This window comes from Proteiniphilum sp. (assembly GCF_034927365.1).
GTDB lineage: Bacteria > Bacteroidota > Bacteroidia > Bacteroidales > Dysgonomonadaceae > Proteiniphilum.
On the sequence record NZ_JAYFQD010000001.1, the window covers coordinates 79712 to 98083 of the forward strand.

15 protein-coding genes are annotated in these 18372 nt (G+C 37.8%); 2 read left to right on the forward strand and 13 right to left on the reverse strand.

What is annotated here, in order from left to right; genetic code table 11:
• The first annotated feature begins 245 nt into the window (after nt 1-245).
• Entirely contained in the window at nt 246-1883 is a 1638-nt protein-coding gene (locus VB073_RS00290) for a sugar transporter (protein WP_323402133.1), read from the forward strand.
• A gap of 3 nt (nt 1884-1886) precedes the next feature.
• Nucleotides 1887-2726 (forward strand): alpha-1,2-fucosyltransferase, encoded by an 840-nt coding sequence (locus tag VB073_RS00295; protein ID WP_323402134.1) that lies wholly within the window; start codon nt 1887-1889, stop codon nt 2724-2726.
• A gap of 2 nt (nt 2727-2728) precedes the next feature.
• Here VB073_RS00295 and VB073_RS00300 read toward each other — a convergent pair whose 3' ends face one another.
• From VB073_RS00300 to VB073_RS00360, 13 genes are all read right to left on the reverse strand, one after another.
• On the reverse strand, nt 2729-3913 hold the full coding sequence (locus VB073_RS00300; RefSeq protein WP_323402135.1) for a glycosyltransferase family 4 protein: 1185 nt from the start codon (nt 3911-3913) through the stop codon (nt 2729-2731).
• Nucleotides 3914-3932: 19 nt separating this feature from the next.
• Nucleotides 3933-4898, reverse strand: coding sequence for a glycosyltransferase (locus VB073_RS00305; RefSeq protein WP_323402136.1), 966 nt, complete (start codon nt 4896-4898; stop codon nt 3933-3935).
• Nucleotides 4877-5497: an acyltransferase gene (locus VB073_RS00310; RefSeq protein ID WP_323402137.1), complete on the reverse strand. Its 621-nt coding sequence runs from the start codon at nt 5495-5497 to the stop codon at nt 4877-4879. The genes VB073_RS00305 and VB073_RS00310 overlap by 22 nt, the downstream gene beginning before the upstream one ends.
• A 12-nt stretch (nt 5498-5509) precedes the next feature.
• Complete coding sequence (locus VB073_RS00315) at nt 5510-6670, reverse strand: glycosyltransferase (RefSeq protein WP_323402138.1); 1161 nt, start codon at nt 6668-6670, stop codon at nt 5510-5512.
• Nucleotide 6671: 1 nt separating this feature from the next.
• Nucleotides 6672-7571: a glycosyltransferase family 2 protein gene (locus VB073_RS00320; protein ID WP_323402139.1), complete on the reverse strand. Its 900-nt coding sequence runs from the start codon at nt 7569-7571 to the stop codon at nt 6672-6674.
• The gene (locus VB073_RS00325; protein ID WP_323402140.1) at nt 7555-8994 is read right to left on the reverse strand and encodes an O-antigen ligase family protein; all 1440 of its coding nucleotides are present in this window, start codon (nt 8992-8994) and stop codon (nt 7555-7557) included. Before VB073_RS00325 ends, VB073_RS00320 begins: the two co-directional genes overlap by 17 nt.
• A 3-nt stretch (nt 8995-8997) precedes the next feature.
• On the reverse strand, nt 8998-11172 hold the full coding sequence (locus VB073_RS00330; RefSeq protein ID WP_323402141.1) for a hypothetical protein: 2175 nt from the start codon (nt 11170-11172) through the stop codon (nt 8998-9000).
• A 5-nt stretch (nt 11173-11177) separates the two neighbouring features.
• Nucleotides 11178-11915 (reverse strand): TolC family protein, encoded by a 738-nt coding sequence (locus tag VB073_RS00335; protein ID WP_323402142.1) that lies wholly within the window; start codon nt 11913-11915, stop codon nt 11178-11180.
• Between the two features lie 21 nt (nt 11916-11936).
• Nucleotides 11937-13121, reverse strand: a complete 1185-nt coding sequence (locus tag VB073_RS00340; protein ID WP_323402143.1) for a sugar transferase — start codon at nt 13119-13121, stop codon at nt 11937-11939.
• Nucleotides 13118-13483, reverse strand: a complete 366-nt coding sequence (locus tag VB073_RS00345; protein ID WP_323402201.1) for a response regulator transcription factor — start codon at nt 13481-13483, stop codon at nt 13118-13120. Before VB073_RS00345 ends, VB073_RS00340 begins: the two co-directional genes overlap by 4 nt.
• A gap of 65 nt (nt 13484-13548) precedes the next feature.
• Nucleotides 13549-16077: an LruC domain-containing protein gene (locus tag VB073_RS00350; protein ID WP_323402144.1), complete on the reverse strand. Its 2529-nt coding sequence runs from the start codon at nt 16075-16077 to the stop codon at nt 13549-13551.
• A gap of 572 nt (nt 16078-16649) precedes the next feature.
• Nucleotides 16650-17633, reverse strand: a complete 984-nt coding sequence (locus tag VB073_RS00355) for a FecR family protein (RefSeq protein ID WP_323402145.1) — start codon at nt 17631-17633, stop codon at nt 16650-16652.
• 139 nt (nt 17634-17772) lie between these two features.
• The gene (locus VB073_RS00360) at nt 17773-18351 is read right to left on the reverse strand and encodes an RNA polymerase sigma-70 factor (RefSeq protein WP_323402146.1); all 579 of its coding nucleotides are present in this window, start codon (nt 18349-18351) and stop codon (nt 17773-17775) included.
• Between the last annotated feature and the right edge of the window lie 21 nt (nt 18352-18372).

Consider the following 18372-nt stretch of genomic DNA (forward strand, 5'->3'; position numbering starts at 1 on the left):
GCGGCTGTAGTACTCGTTCCAGTGATGTTCAAAGGGGGGAACGAAGACTTCAAACTCTTCCGAGGTAAACCCGGTTAAAGACAGTAACTGACTCGGAGTTTTTCGGACTTTGTCGTATTTCATTTGTGATAATTGATTCTATCCATCACAAAGGTATGTAAAAGAGCGCTATAATAAACTATTAAATATAAACTTTTTTAATTTATCTGTGTTTGAAATTATTGCAAATCGAATAATTATCTTAAATGTTTACTAATGTACCGATTTCAAAAAATAGAAATTGGATTTTTAATTGTGAAATCATGCTTAAGAATTATCTTTGTCAAAAAACAAAAATGCCCTCAAGAGCCTATAAAAGTCTTAAGAATGTAAAGATAGGGATGTTATTCTATATAATATCCTTAATCTTAACTTTTTTTTCAAGAAAGGTATTCCTGGATAATTTAGGAGTAGACTTTATTGGTTTAACAGGAACATTGAATAGTATTCTTAATTTCTTAAATCTAGCCGAATTAGGTATAGGTTCTTGCGTTTGTTTTTTTCTTTATAAGCCCATTGAGAGAAATGATCATAAAGAGATCAATGAAATCATTTCAGTATTGGGATACATGTATAAAAGAATAGGATCATTCATATTGGTTATAGGAATCTCTGTTAGCTTTTTTTTCCCATTGATATTCCGTCATACGGAAATGTACTTAGGTATTGTATATTTTGCATTTTATTCATTTCTTGCATCATCAGTCGTCGGTTATTTTATTAATTACCGACAAGTTCTATTAACAGCCGATCAAAAGAATTATATAGTAACAGGTTATCTACAAACTGCAAATATCTTAAAAACCGGATTACAAATACTATTGGCATATTATTATAAAAATCTTTATATCTGGGTTGCAGTTGAATTTGTATTTAGTTTTTTCAGTTACCTTATCCTCAATCAAAGAATACAAAAAAATTATCCATGGTTGTTGACAAAGGTAAAAGATGGAAAGATTCTACTTAAAAAATATCCAGATATGTTGATAAAAACAAAACAAATTTTCATTCAGAAAATAAAGGATTTTATTCTGATTAAAAATGATGAAATTTTGATCTTTGCTTTTGTTTCTCTCAAAATGGTTGCTTATTACGGAAATTATATGATAATCATTAACAAGTTGATCTATTTGGTTAATGTAATGTCTGATGGAATGGGAGCTGGAGTAGGAAATCTTGTGGCAGAAAATAAATTATCGAATACAATAAAGGTTTTTTGGGAACTTACAGCTTTAAGGTTCATAATTGTAGGAATAGTTATATTTAGTCTCTTTTTGTTTATGCAACCCTTCATTGCTTGTTGGTTAGGTAAAGAATTTCTTTTGAGTGATACTATTTTATACTTATTACTCATTCATATTTTTATTATGCTTTCAAGAGGTGTTGTTCAGATGTATATACATGCATATGGCCTTTATTCGGATGTATGGGCTTCATGGACAGAAGTAATTATAAATATTTTGGTAACATTCATTGCCGGGTATTTTTATGGTATAACCGGCATTCTTATAGGAAAAATTGTAAGTGTTATAGGTATTGCTTTACTTTGGAAACCATATTATTTATTTAAATTCGGAATAAAACAACCTTTCACGAGTTATTGGAAAGGAATGTTCCCATATTATGTAATTTTTGGAGGATGCATGTTTCTTATCATTCCTGTAAAGTATTTTATAATAGACATTTATGTTGATAGTTTTTTTAAGTTGCTGATTTATGCAATTGCAGTGATGATCCCGTTACTGATTATTTACTTTTTCTTGTTGTATAAAATAACATCAGGTATGAAATATTTTATGGTAAGGTTACCATTTTTTTCCAAATATATTAAATCGGACAGATAAATAATGAAAGTAATATGTGATGCCCCGGGGCAAACGTGTAATCGTTTATGGTCTTATGTAGCGACCGTTGCAGAATGTGTCGTGAAAAAGAAAAAGATGATGATTTTATTCTATGATTATACAATAGAAGATTTTCCTTATTTTTTACATTGTCCTTTTATCTATTTTCCTCTATATCAGAAATGGTATTTGGATAGAGGCAACGGATGGAATAAATTTAAGGGTTTAACATGGAAAGCCACTCACAGTGAATTGATGGACAAAATATACTATACTTTGGGTTTCTTCAAAGGATGGCATACCCGAAGAGATACAAGATATCTTGCAGCCGCAAAAAAAGAGATTATCCATATTTTTACACCTAAAAAAGAAATTACGGAAAAAGCTTCAGAATTTATTGATAAGATACGTGAAACGGCTGATATAATAGTAGGTGTGCATGTTCGAAGAGGAGATTATAAAATTTGGAACAATGGACATTTCTTTTATGAATTATATCAATACGCAGATTTTATGGAAAGAATTGAAAAATTATTTCCTCATCAGAAAGTTTCTTTTTTTATAAGTTCAAATGAATGGTTCGAAATAAATGAATTTCCGGGATTATCGTGTTATCGATTTGAAAGGAATCAGCCTTCAGCCGAAATATTAGATTTATATACCCTATCAATGTGCGACTATATAATTGGCCCATTTAGTACTTATTCCCGTTGGGCTTCTTTTATAGGCGAAAAGCCTCTTTGCTTTTTAGAAACTGTTGACCAATCCTTTTCCATTGAGGATTTTTCTCCAATCATCGATTATTTCCATTTTGCAAATGGAAAAGAAATTGCTGATTGGTAAAATCAAATAGACAATAACTTAAAAAAAGAACTTGCAAATATTTCTTTACTATAGGATTTCGATCGTTCCAGAGATTTTAATGACATATATTCTCTTTCTCGAACGGAATGAAATAAATAATCAATGGCTTTTGCCAATTGTTGAGATAGATTTGATGTTTTATCTAATACAATGGCGCATTCGTCATTTATAAGTTCCGGTATTCCTCCTGAACGAGTTACAATTAAAGGTAATCCAGCAGCTAACGCTTCAATACAGCTCAAGGGACAAGGATCCTCCCATAACGATGGAATTATACCGACATCTGCACATCTTAACAAATCTGGAATTTCATTATAAGGTCTGTATCCGGTAAAGATTATTCGATCTATATATACTTTAGCAAGGTCTTGCAATTCTTTTATAAAATCTGTTTGCACAGTATCATTCCCAAAAAAATTACCTCCGATTATCAATAATTTGATCCTTGAATCTTTGAGAAATTGCATTGCTTTTAATAATTCTTTCACACCTTTTTCTGGAATTAAACGTCCTGAAAATACAACCACAAAATCATCCATTCTTAATTTAAGTTTTCTTCGAATCTCTATTTTGGAAATCTCAGATTGAAATATTTCCAAGTCAATACCATTATGGCACGTGTAGGAAGGTTTGAAGGGGAATACAGCATCTATTCGGTTTTTGATATAATCGGACACGGCTATAGTAGAAGATATGAATGATTTTATATGGGAGGCATTAGGAGTATCCGGGCCTAAAAGATCATTGTGTAAATGCAAAACAATTCGGCTCTTTGGAGAAGTTTTTGCTACCTTTTCAGCATAACCTGGTCGATTCTCCAATATGATAATATCATACTCTTGTTTTTTTATTAACTCAAGAACTTTATGAAGAAAATATTCTATATGGAAGTGATAATAAAACGTTTTTTTGTGTAAAAAACCAAATGCTTTCCTCTTTATTCTATACCAATAATTATCGGTTTTAACATAATGATAATGCGTACAAGTATACTTTTTAAAAAAAAACCTTTCTGGTATTTTTTTGTTAATAACACTAAAAACAGTTATTTCATGTAATTTTTCTTTTTCATTGAACTCCAAATAGGAATCAATTAAATTTTCCACTGCTCCTCCTTCAAATGCAGGAATGGGTAATATTCCAGAAGTAAGTACGGCTATTTTCATTGCGATAAATTAAGAATATTTATTTTGTCAGAGAAGATTTGATTTTAATTGATAAAGGAAAAAATAAGACAATCCAAGTTTTTGGAGAAATATAACGCCGATAATTTTTAAATGCTCTTGTTCCAATAATCAATCTTTCTCTAAAAATTAGCTTGTTAGCCATATAAATAGATGCATTTAACATTTCTTTTATTACTCGGTCTATAGTTCGTAGTTCTTTTTTACTTTTATTTTTGCCTAACTTTACTAATTCATCAGTGACCTTAAAATAAGTTTTAACGTTATGAAGGGAATATAAATTAGTCATAAGGGAGGCGTGGCGTAATCTTCTATGGAATAGTGAGGCGGGAATATATGCCACCCTATGAGCTGAAAGATAAAGTTTAACACTGAAAATTTGATCTTCGTATTTTTTTAAATTTGGGTCAAAGAATATATTTTTTTCCTGCAAAAAAGATAAATTAATAAAATGGAGCCAAGGTGGAACACGATAACCCCGAATATCCAATAAAAGATTTAATATTTCAATACCTGTATATACTTTAGTATCAAGCTGATTCTTTCTGTTATATTCAAGTATTAACTTATTTATTTCCCCAAAATTCACAGCATCAAAAAACACAAAATCCAAATTTTCAGAAGTACATCTACTATAACATGATTCAAAAGCATTTTCTTCTAAAAAATCATCACTATCCATAAAATAGATGTATTCTCCGGTGGCTTTCTTTATTCCTGCATTCCGGGCTACTGATTGGCCTTGGTTGATTTGTGAGAAATATTGTATCCGATCATCTTCACGCGCCAGTTTTTTTATAACGGATAAACTGTGATCAGTCGATCCGTCGTCGATAATGATGATTTCAATATCCCTTAACGTTTGGTTCATAACAGACCGTATGGCTTCCTCCACGTAAGCTTCCGTATTATAAACCGGAATAATAACGCTGACTTTGGGTTTGTTTATTGGCTTACTTTGATCCATTGTTTTTTCTCAACATCATATTGCTTTACAATTCTTGCCGGATTTCCCAATGCAACACTATAGGAAGGAACATCTTTTGTAATGACACTCCCTGCACCGATCACAACATGCTTTCCGATCCGGATTCCCGCCAATACAACACTGTTAGCCCCTATCCACACATCGTCTTCAATAACAATCGGTTTCGTACTCACTCCCTGCTCTGAGATTGCTTTATCTATATTCTCAAAGTGATGATTTAATCCCGATATAATCACATTTTGCGCCAGATTGACTTTATCCCCGATCGTTATCGGACCGATAACCGTATTTCCCAAACCGATCCGAGTATGGCTTCCAATCACGATATCCCCCACAGCATTATTGATAATTGCATAATCTTCTATTACGGAATAGTTGCCCATCGCAAAAGTATTGAACGGAACAATATCTTTTCTGACGCTCCGGTAAATAACGGATTTTTTTCCTTTTTTCATATACAGGAACCGTAAACAACGTAACCAACACCGTGGACGGGTCTTTACCGGATGCATCATTAAATGTAACACAAACTTTTTCAACCGGGGTGTTTGCCTGATCCTTTCAGTAAGTTTTGCCATATTATTTTTTCTTTAATCTCCGTGGCGGGTATGAATAAATTTCCGGTTGACTCCTTTCAACCTGAACAGGTTTACAAACATGAGAAAAAATAACAAGGGGATTTTCCTCAATGCCTTTTTTAAGCGTTTATCAAATAATTCGTCAGGAAGCGCCATACTGAACGCTACCACTAAACAAAATAAAAGCCCCCACCATTTCAAAGACCATTGCCAACGAAAGAGGGTAAAAACAAAAGCTAAAAAGCTAATAGTTCCTAATAACAAGACACGGGGCAGCATCATCCATTGAAAGAGTTTATTGCAATAATCCCAGTTTCGTGTAATAATTGCACCGGGTAGTTCTTTAATGGCCTGCTTCAACGTACCGTATTGAGCAGCCAGCCAACGCCGGCGTTGACGGGAAAAACTCTCAGGATCAACTATTTTTTCGTCATAGACAACTACATCTTCTAAATATTCAATATACACTCCTTCTTTCAATAATAAAACCTCCAATTCTTTATCTTCACCGGCAGATGAAACTTCAGGAATATGGCCTTTAAACCAGCTAAAGTCAAAAGCCATGCCGGAACCGCTGAGCGCCGCCGATAATCCGATCCGTGTTTGCCCTTTCCGGAAAAAGGAATTATTCATGCCTTCACTGGCCGCGTCTAATAAAGCGGTATCTGTTTGTGGATTTTTGGCAATCCGCTGTACCTGCATCGCATAAATACCGGATTGATAAGTATCGTTTATCCGGCATAGGAAATCGGGCTCTACCGTATTGTCGGCATCTAAAATAACGACAATTTCATAAGCGTTATTATCAATATCGTGTACTGCTAATTGAAGTGCATTGGCTTTGGTTTCGCGTTCATTGACGATAGGTAATATCTGGATTGGAAGTTCCGAAAGCCGTCTGATAGTAGTATCTTGCATCTGATCGGAAATAACCATTATATGAAAATATTCCTGAGGGTAATCTTGTGTAAGAATTGATTGAACGGAAGATTCTATCACTTTATCTTCTTTATAGGCTGGAAATAATACTAAAATACGGTTTTTTTTATCTGATTGCGGATAGGGTTCTGACCGTTTGAGTAAAGACAAGAATGCAAAAAAACAAAGATAAACAACAGACAAAGCTGTATACGTAAATAGAACCCAGTCCAGAATAATAATACTTTCTTTCATGTTAATTCGGTTTTACATTCTGTATCCTGAAAAAATCTATACACCCTTTTATGCAAGCTTTTGCTAAAGAGATCTTTAATCTAATTACAAATTTGAGTACATCTTTGGGATATGCAATCAGCACCTGATAAGCAATAGATAATATACGATTTTTTCCGGTTCTGTTTCTTTGGGTATACAATAACCGGTTACGGGTCAGATAATAGATTTTAAGCGGACTCTCTTTGCCCGTACTGCTGCTTTCATTATGATAGATGCAGGCTCGCGGTTCATAAACCAGTTCATAACCGGCTTTCGTGATTTGCGTACTCCAATCCAATTCTTCATAATACAAAAAATAACATTCCGGCATTAGTCCGACTTTTTCAATTACCTCTCTTTTAACGAGCATAGCCGCTCCGTGTAAATAAAGGGTGCGGGAAAGGGTATCGTATTGTCCGTTGTCCGGCTCGTCAAATCCTATTGTTTGGTTGCGGATGGTAATTTCACTAAGAGGGGTGTATCCGGCAAACTGGATATAGCCGTGAGCATCATTAAAGAGTATCTTAGGTGAGGCACCGCCAATCTTAGGATCCATTTGGAGGGTTTCTATCAGGTAATGAAGGGAATTGTCTTTTATAATGGTATCGTTGTTCAATAAGAAAAGATAGTTTCCGACGGCTTGCCGGATACCTAAATTATTCCCTCCTGCAAATCCCAGGTTCTTTTCAGAGCGGATCGTCTTGATAAAGGGATATTCTTTCTGTAGCAATAAGGATTCATCTCTTTCAGACCCATTATCTACAACAATGATCTCATAAGGAATGGAAAGATTGGATTGGACAGATTCAATCATTTTCGCCGTATCTTTGATTCCGTTGTAATTAACCGTAATAATGGATACCTCAACTGATCTCTTCATCACTGATTGCTTTATCAAGTTTCCGCCCCATAAAAATAAACGCCATACATATATACACAATCGGCCCGTTAGGGAACTGTTGCAACATTTCATTGCCGTAAGCACAAGCCAGCATACCGGCCAAGCCAGCCAGTAAAGCACACAGGATTCCCCTTAATTGCTTATTGTGTATTTGAAACCAAACTTCATATATACCTTTGACAAAAGTAATCAAAAAAATAAGTAAAAAAAGCGTCAAACCTACCATTCCGGTTTCTACCCAGACATAGACCAACGAAGTGTCGGTCGGCAATTGATACATATAATCGCCCGGCTCGACCCGTTTGGCTTTCCCGATACCTATACCGAAAGGTTGGTCTTTCATAAAGACACGCATCTTTGCCTGATTGGCCTGACGTACCTGAAAAGAAGCGTCCTGCGTAACATTAAAAGCCGATCGCATCCGGCGGATCTCGGTATTCCCATGGCCAATATAGGTATATTTAAAAAATACAAAAGCACATGCGATCACGACAATACCGGGAATAATGATTTTCCATTGTTTGGACAGTAGAACAAAAAAAGCATAGCCGACAAAAGGAACAGCGATAGCGGCGCGGGTACCGGAAATCATCATGCCGTACCCGGCCAGCAAAGCTACGGCTATAAAGTAAAATCGAAGCGATTTTGAACGGATATACAGTGCCGTAATGGAAAAAACCACCATAGACATCCCCATACCACATCCGAAACTGGCCGCATCGGTAAAAAAAGAGAAATAACGGATACCAGAAGAGATAATATGGGTACTGCTACCTCCTGTTACATACAGCCAGTATTTTTCGGCCGGATCAAATCCGATATATTTCTGTATCAATGCTTTGAATACAGCCAATAACGTTAAAACCGACCATATAAATAAAAAGGTTTTCAGGTATTTATACCGGTTTAATAAAACAGCGGTCAACAAAGGGAAGATAAAGAGATAAACGGCCAGCCCCCGTACGCCGGCAGCCCAATGGGCCAGTGTGGTGACTGGGTTGAAAACCAGAAGGATACAGTATATCAGCCATATTCCACTTAACAAGGTCAATAGATTGCGTACACCTGTCCAGTCAATAGCCCTTTCCCGGCCGCGGAACAGGGAAAAAATAAACGTAAGTAGTAACAATCCGTCCATTATAATTCCGGCCGAGAGTCCGGGGATATAACGGATTGAACCCATAATGAAATAATTGATCCCAATTACGACGAAAAAAGCAAGTATCGGCCGTTCCAACAGTCGGATCAGCAAGTAAACAGCCAGAGGAATGATTGCTAAAACCATTGCCGGTACCAACCCTGTCTTCAGGACAAGCACCGACAATACCCAAAGAGAAAATCCGATCAGGGTATACAACAAGGGTTTTCCCCAGAAAGCCGATATGTCAGGCCGGACTCCCATACACTATGATTTACCGGATGCCGTAAAACCGAATTGCGTATAACGGTAAAAAAGACGTTGCCAATAAGTATAAGGGGGCAACATACCGGTAAAACTTTCCACTACTTCTTTTTCTGCCTGATTGAGGCAGATAAGTACCGGTGTTGTGCCTGATTGTTCCTGCAAACGGGCGAATAACTGCTTGTCATTGTCTTTCCATCCCCGATCGGCCCGGACGACCATTAGATTAACGGACGCTTCCTGTAACAAGGCTTTTGGAATGGAATAAACGCCTATCGGTGCATGTTCTACGAGAATAATAGTACGTCCTGCTTCTAACTCCTGTCCGGTCAGTTTGCTGATACTTCCGGCAAACAGAAAATCTGGCGAGGCAGGATCAAAATCCCTTCCGTAACGGATAGATTGAACCCCAATTCCCTGACTACCCCAATAGTCATTCAGCAAGTCGATCAGGAAACTTTTACCCGTGCCGGCTTCCGTGCTGACAATATTCACAACAGGGCAAAAAACTCCGGGTTTGAAATAGTCCTGCAATGCATTGGCCATATATTGACCGGCTTTTTCCCGATACGTTTTCGTATATATTCGTTGCCGCAGTTTCCCTTTTCCCGGCAAGGCCCCCAGTACTTTTCCCCCTGTAAGGTATTCCGTCCGGATCCGGTCCCTAAGGGTTCGGTCCAACAGATCGACCAATAAAAAGAACCCAAGCAGGAAGATCAGGCTTCCGGCATAAGCGACCATTACCAGTTTTTTCCTTTTGGACGGTTCCGCGTTTAACGGAAAAACAGGTGGGTTGATCAACTTCAGTGAAGCAGAGTTCATTTCCAGACTTTTAAGCCTGAGTCGGGCAGCATTTAAACTACCTAGAATAGATAAATAATTTCGTTCGATAAAATCGATATTTCTTTCCTGCCTCTTGATGGTGGAACCGATGGGTGAAAAATGGGAGTATTGCTTGTCCAACTCCTGTTTATGGGTTTCTATCACTTGGATTTCCGCTTTGGCTTTCTCCAGCTTCAACAATTCCTCTAACCATTGGGTTACAAAATTAGAGGTCGGGTACCCTTCACGGGTATATTTTCGGTTACTGAAACTTTGAGAGAAATCTATCAACTCTTTTTCCGCCTGTCCCAGTTGTTGCTTATAGCTATTCAACTGTTGTTGGATATAAACGGAAGAGGTGGAATCGGTATAAAAAGCTTCTATCTCCGCCACTTTAGTATTCAGGTCGGATACCCGGTTCAATTTTGTTAAAAATTCGGCATTCCCTTTAAGATGTTGTACATTCTCATCCAATTGTGTTTCCAGATGACGAATAGCAGCATTGGCGCTATTATAGTTCAGCAGGATATCCTGGTACCGTACATCGTATTCCCTATCCAGAGCCGCAACCTGCTTGGTCTGTTCATCATAGTTAATGATCCGGTTCCGGATATTATAATTTGTCAGGGAATCTTCATTCTCCCTTAATTCTTTCCCTACCCGTTCCAGTTCCTCTTCAAAATAACGGATGGCATTACTAGTAGACCCAAATTGCAGGGTTTTGTATTCTCTTGTGTAGAGTTTATTCAATAAAAGCAGGGTCTGATAGGCCACCCCCGGATCGTTGGCCGCATAAAAAACCTGGAGCATATCGCTGTTGCCCAAACGAACAACTTTGATCTTACTTAAGGCTGCATAGCAATAGTGCGGGTGATTCCAATTGAATAAGCCATATACGAAATTTTCAGGAGATGCTTTTTCATATCCCTTTAAATTTTCTACGGTTTTCTCTTCCGATGTTGTATCTATCAACTCTTTTACATCCGGGGGGGTGATCCGTTGCAAATGCCGGTAATTGGCTGCCCGGATATATTCATTGTCTTCATCCGGGTTCCCATAAATCATGTGACGGGCGTATAAATGCAGGCAAACTTCACGCAGAGTTTCCTTGGAAAGGATAATATTAATAATGTTATCGATCGTATTATTGACAACTGTGGAACTCTGCACGTTGGTCTCTCCCGTTTCCATGGCATATCCCGATACGATACCAGTATAAATGGTCATATCCACCGGATAAGAACGTTCCATATCGCGTGTCCGGAGAATAACCGCCAATGTAACCAATAAAGGGGCAATGATCAGCCACCACCGTATCCGGTACAAAAAACGAAAGATATAGTGTAAAAATTCCATAGGACCTATCGGTTGAGAATTTTCGTTTTAGACAAAATTTCCAGTTGTAATAAAGCCTTATTTAATTCTGCCCGCGTATTTTCATACGTTTCTAGGGCATCTGTTTGGATACTTTTGATTTGACTCAATTCTCCGGCCCGTATATTTCCGTTCAGGAAATCCTGTTGCGCCAATTCGAATTGGGTATTGGCAAAAGAGAGTGATTCCGCTTTTAACTTTAACACGGATAACTCTTTCACGGCTTTGGTGTACATTTCGATAATCCTGAGTTTCTGTTCGTCATGCCATTTTTCCATCTCTACCTGTGTAGCTTTAGTCTTCAGTTGCTGGCGCGTGATCCGGTTTTTCCGGTCAAAAAAATCATCGAAAGGGATACTCAGTGATGCACCGATATTGTACCAGTTTTGCCTGGCGCCGGAATATTGATAGAACAGGGGTGTGTCGGTATCGGAAAAAGCGGAGTTAATGCCCATTACACCCCATTGATAAGAAGAATTAAATTTAAAATACTTCAACCAGCTTCTTCTTTCGGTTTTCAAGGCACTGGCTTCTTCTTCCATCTTTACCTTATACAGATCCACTGCAGCACTGTTTTTGGCATTTTCAAATAAGACCTCCAATGAAGGTAACCGTAAATTTAAATAGTCATTGGGGCTTAACGACTCAATCCCTGCCTGTGCCATTCCGGAAAAGGCGGGAAGAAAAATCCACAACCAAAAGAGATATCCGGAGAGCTTGTTCATCGCGTGTTATTGCTTGTGTTATTAAACATCTTCCTTCTGAATAAACGCTGTAAATGTACGGAATATTATCTTAATATCCAACCATACCGAATAGTGTTGTGCATAATAAATATCCAGTTGTTTGCGTTCTTCGGCAGAGAGTTTTCCCGAACTACCCCTTTTCTCTACCTGCCACAATCCGGTCAATCCTGCCGGAGCGATAAACCGTTCTATGCTTTGGTCCTGCGTCAACAATTCAGCTTCATACAAAGGCAAGGGGCGATTGCCTACAATGGACATATCACCTTTGAGCACGTTCAATAATTGCGGTAATTCATCCAAACTATATTTGCGAATAAAATGGCCGACTTTGGTAATTCTCGGATCCTTCTCAATTTTAATAAAGGCATTCCCCTTTTTCTGCCTGTTTTTGGAAATATACTCTTTCTCCGGTATGATAACATCATCATCAACTAAAAAGGTCTGATCTGACTGTCCTATAAAGTTGCTATCCGGTATTTCAAAGATGTGCCCAGACTGCTCCGTTTCAGGTGATTCTACTCCATACTGGTTAAACTTTTCCATCTCTTTCAGTCTTTTATCAGCATCAGTATACATTGACCTGAATTTCCAGAAATCAAAGATATGGTAATTACTGCCGACCCTCTTTGATCTATATAACACCGGGCCTTTATTCTCTATCCAGATAGCTGCAGAGATGATAATCAGTAATGGCAAAAGGATAATCAGCGCAAAAAAAGACACAACCACATCAAAAATTCTTTTTGTCACCGGTATTTTATAAGAGGCTACAGGCGTTTTTTCTTGTCCTTCTTTTTTTCTCTGCAGATCCGGCTGGTATTTGCTGATAAAATGAAAGAACTGGCGTAGTGCTTCAGATTGAACCGTGGGCGGGCATGTATCGATCACTCCGCTACGGATATATTGCAACCGTTCTTCCGGATCTAATTCTTCGGTTACCAGCAAAATATATGCATACGGGAAATTTTTTCGAAAATATCGTATATTTTCAATATCCATATCCAACCTGTCCCGTTCAAAAAAAATAATCGTGGATCTTTCCTTAGGATGGGAGATCAGCCAATGTACTGCCTGTTTATAATTTTTAAAGACAAAAGGAATTTCCGAAAGCACCTTTTCCACTTCACAGGAAAAGTAGACCGTCAATTCTTCATTTTTCCCTATATAAATAACAGTAGGGTTCACTTTAGTACTTTTCTGATCCTGATCTTTAGCTCCATCGGATTAAATGGTTTCAGAATATAGTCGTCCGCCCCTTCTTCCAACATCCGTATCCGGGTGGCGCTGCTTTCTTCCCCGGAGAGAATGATGACCGGTATATCTTTAAATAAACCATTTTTCTTGATGTAGGAAAGAAATTCATCCCCATTCATCTCCGGCATACGGATATCCAGGATGATCAAATCAGGCGTATTCCCCTCATATAACCATTCTATACCTTTAACCGGCGTATCGAAATAGGTGATATCAAAATCATTGGATAAATAGACGGAAATGATTTTAGCAATGGCAATTTTATCGTCCAGTATTAAAATTTGCTTTTTCATTCCTTCTTTTGCATAGGGATATCTCCCGTTTATAACTTCTGCAACAGTATCTCTATATCCTATCATTAATTGTAAACATTTTCGTTGAAATTTTTATACCAGTCTTTTGCATTAGTTCCTCCACTGGTTGCCCAACTCTCTAAGTCGGGATAGGCAAGAAGGATGGACTTAAACTCCACAGGATATTTGGCGGGACCAGGTATAGCCAATCCCCATATCATGTTTTCTTTTGAAGTGTACAGTTTTACGTTCGAATTGTCGTCTGCCTTTCCAAACTTACTCTTATCCACCTTATCGGTAGGTTGGAATCCGGGCATATGGACTTCCTGCCTTTTACCTTTATAGCCAGCATTGATGATAAACACATTGAATTTATCCACAGTGATGCTCGCCAGATCTAAGGGACTATTAAAGACAATGGTAAATTTTACCTGAGTCGAAGGAACATTATCTTTCGATCCTTTTATCGTATTGGTCATTACAGGTGAAGAATGTCCCAATGCTGCATGCACATCATCGAAAAAAGGAATTACTGCGTATGTCTGCCCTGATTCGAGTCCGCCACTTTGGATGAAAACAGCACCATCCACACCAGCATTGCCGGTTCTCGAAACGCTGCTTATCATCCCCCGGTCGATTCCTTCTAATTGCACGCCTGCCGCCAACCTTTTAGAAGCTCCAACCGCCCGTAAGGTAACGTCCAATTTGAGTTCAGTCACCTTATTGGATGAGTTCTGGCTGTATGCCGGTTTCACATCCAGTACCATGTCGTTCATATCATAATCGCCCAGATAAGGCCAATTGTCCTCGAACAGATAAGTAAGCGAAACTCCGTCGAAGAAAACCGGGAAAACAGGATTGGAGGGAGATCCCGACGGCGTGCTATATCCTCCATCGTTACAATCGGTTTCTGGAATGTCAAGAGAGGAATTAGCAGCGTCTCTCACAAATGTAACATTTGTTCCTACAGTATAAGGAGTGGGATCTTCGTTTGGAGAATGATTGGCACATTCCACCACCATATATCCTCCATAAGAGGGGCGTGTCCAATTTCTTACAGTCACTTTATTCAATCTTGCCAACGCTTCATTTCCGGTAGAAGGCCCGTTAATAGAACTACCATTATTCGTAAACGTCAACTCCTGATTTACTTCCAGTATAGCATGAGATTCCAGATTAATTTTACTATTTGCAGTACTAACCGTTTGTGCCCTTAATAAAGAACCCTGGCTTATGTTAATTGATATATGGCTTTCACCACCTGTCAGGATTATATCATTCGCAATAATCTGACATGAATTGTTTATGGTATGGTTGGAACCGTTCACTTTAATAGTCCCTACGGTTAACCTTTTACTTTCAACAGTAACATTATTCGTATTCACCTCTAAACTACCAACACTCATTGTTTGATGATTGTACAATTTGTTGTATTTATTTAATGTAACCTTCCCACCCACTGTCAAGGTCTTTTCATTCAGAATCTCCGTATTCTCAGAATCAGAAAGCAGATCACCTGTTATATTTAATATATCATAGTTGAGTAATTTATTGGAACCTTTTAATGTAATATCCCCCCCTACTGTCAAGGTTTTTTCATTCACAAATACGATATTTGTTGTGTTAGTGAAAAGATTACGAGTAACATTCATTTCGCCGTAGTTATAAAAGCCCCGTATATTACTTATATCCCGGACCTTAAACAATCCATTATTGACAATCTGAAAAATGTTATTATTCAGAATATCAATAACCTTACCATCTTTGTTAAACTTACCTGAAGATGCGACTACAATTCTGGAGTTATTCCCGGAAACATTACCCCCAGGATTAAATTCACCCCCATCCTGAATGACCAGCCGGGAATGTCTAAGATCTGTACCGGATGGTGCATTCCATATACCTTCAATATAAAGATCGGCTCCATCACCCCATGCAAAATTAATATTTTTGTCATAAGTTTTTCCTGCAGGAATTTTGTAAGACTGACCCGATGATAGTTCATTAACAGTTACGACTGTTATATCTATCGCATTTGCCGGGGTTAAATATACTCTCGTAGGGATATCATAACCAGAAGTAGTTGCCCGTGTGTTATTAGAAACCATGGATGGGCTATCGGCCGTAGCACTCTTTAAGGCGGAAGAAGACATTCCCCCAAAATTAACTATTGAAGTATGGTCGGACACCTGAAATACTTTTACCGCCTGTTTTCCTGTCGGACTGGTTTGTTGCACATACACCGTTTCAATCGCTTGAGGTAGCGCCACGGCAACAGAAAAATCGTTGTTCTTTTTGGCTACCCCCTTGCTTAATAAAGTGGCGTTCTCATCAAAAAGAGGGTTGGCGTCAAATAACTCAACGGTGTAATAATAGTTACCATTATATTGATCATCTACCTTCACACTTACATTTACTGTATGTGTTGTAGCCCAGTCGAATCCGGAAGGTACAGTAACATCTTCTCCAAACAGAGACGACCCGGTTCCCTGATCATCTTCAGAAGGTTCATAATAATCTACTTCACACCCCGGCAATAGCAAACTACCTCCAATGAATGCCATCATAAAAAAGAAGGAAAGGATTTTTTTCATTGCTATCACATTAATTTAGTGTTTATTTTTTATTCAATATCTATTCTCTCTCTATACCAATTGCACAAAAAGAGCACTTTTATTTCATTTTTCCGACACCTGACTCCACCCCAAATAATCGAAGGTACAGATATACATCTTTCACCATAAGACTACCGCAATCTATCAACTCGTGTACATAACAGTATGGCCTATTCTTTAAAACCATAACTACTTATAAAAGTGCAGCAAAGGTACTATTTGTTTTCGAAATGTCAAAAAAACGACAATTTTTTTTTATTTATTTGAGATAGACAATATTTATTTCATGCGTTTAACTAAGTGTATCATCATTAATTAGGCTTAAAATAAAACAGATATATGGATTACATAAAAAAAGTTAGCCGCTATCATTAACAAATTATATAATAAATCAACATATAGGGTGTCCTTTTTTTATAAAAAAATTCTACCGAATAACAAGGAAGTTATATATTAAAACTCATAAGGCTCAAAACATTATGAAAACAAAGAATAAAAAGGGTAGAACGGCTCGAAATAAATCAGTTGCCAACAGGATTTATCTCAAAAAATCAAATGAAGACGAAGATATTATCCCCTTCAATCTTAAATTTTACCGGAGATATTTTTTGAAGTTCCTTGAGTACATATTCAATCCCGGGTTGTTTTGTAGTAAGCGTATAACTATAATTCAACGCTTCCGGCATTTGTACCTGAAATTTCACATCATATCTTCTTTCCAGTTCTTTTATCACATCAGCAAGGGGAGTGTCATAGAAATGAAGTATATTTTTCTTCCACAATGAGGCATTAGAGGGGTTAATCAGATTGCGTAATGTTGTACGTCCGGTTGATTTATCGTATTCTATTTTCTGTCCGGGCAACATAGGATAACTGCTTTGATGCACATGAAAGAAGGTCTTTCCTTTGTCCAGTACTATCTCGATAGTATTGCTGCTACCATAGGCCCTCACATTGAAAGAGGTGCCAACCACTTCTGTTTCGGTATGCTGTACATGTACAATAAATGGACGTTTTGAATTGGAGACCACATTAAAATAAGCCTCCCCGTCGAGATAGACCTCCCTTTTCTTCAAACCAAACCTGTTGGGATAACGGATCCGAGTGTCGGCATTGAGGTATACTTCGGTGCCATCCTGAAAAAAAAGCCGCGCATCTTCACCTTTAGGAACATATACTTCTGAATAGGTGGTCTCAGAAAAAATATCGGTTTGGTTGTTCAGGTAGATGCCCAGTCCTGAAATAAGCAGTAACGGTAAAAGAACAGTTGCTACTCTGAGTAAAACCCTCCTAAACCGACTTTGGGATATGATCCTCTCGATCTTTCTGTACAGTTTTTCGGATTGTAATGGAGTGAATGACCTGCCAATATTTGGCTCACCCTCCATCAGATAAGCATCCTTATCGAGCAGATCAGACAGGCATTGTTGCCCCTCAATCGAAGAAGAGAACCAATCGACTACTTCAGCCGCCTCCTCTTTCGATGCTGATTCGGCAATGACCCTATGAATAATATTTTTATCCGATAATTGCATTAAATAAAGACGTTAGAGTCAAGAACCAAGATTCAAGACTTTGAAAACTCATTCCTTACCACTTTATCACTTTCCCACTCTCCCACTTTTCTATATAGACACATATCCCGATAAAAGAAATGAGTTCAATTCATTCTTTTTACAATAATAATATTTTTATTTGCTGGAAATAGGATCGTAATATCCGTAAAGATTCCTGATAGTGAGATTTCACAGTATGTACCGATATACCCATCTTATCGGCTATCTCCTGGTTGCTATCAGATGTTTTCAGCTTTCGGATACAGATCTCCTTTTTTTGTGGCGGAAGTTGTTCTATACATTTATAAAGCATTTCATACATTTGCTTTTCTTCCACCTCCCTTACAATATCCTCATTCGCGGGAAGATCTATTTGTGCATTGACATAGTTCAGTGAGACGGCCTCCTTGTGATCCCGAATCATATTCAGGATATAGTTCTTCGTCATCGTATAGAGATAATTTTTCAGGTTAATCTCTATCTGGATATCCGAGGTGGACTCCCACAGTTTCACGAATACATGTTGTACGGTATCTTCCGCCATTTGTACGCTTTTAAGATACTTCAGTGCCAATGAATAGAGGTACCGATGATATTTCTGGTATATCATGGAGAAAGCCTCTTTATCCCTCTTTTTTAAGAGAATAAATAAAGCATGGTCTTCGTTTCTTTCCTGGCTTCGAAGGTCTTTCTGCATACTATTTATGCACGATTATTT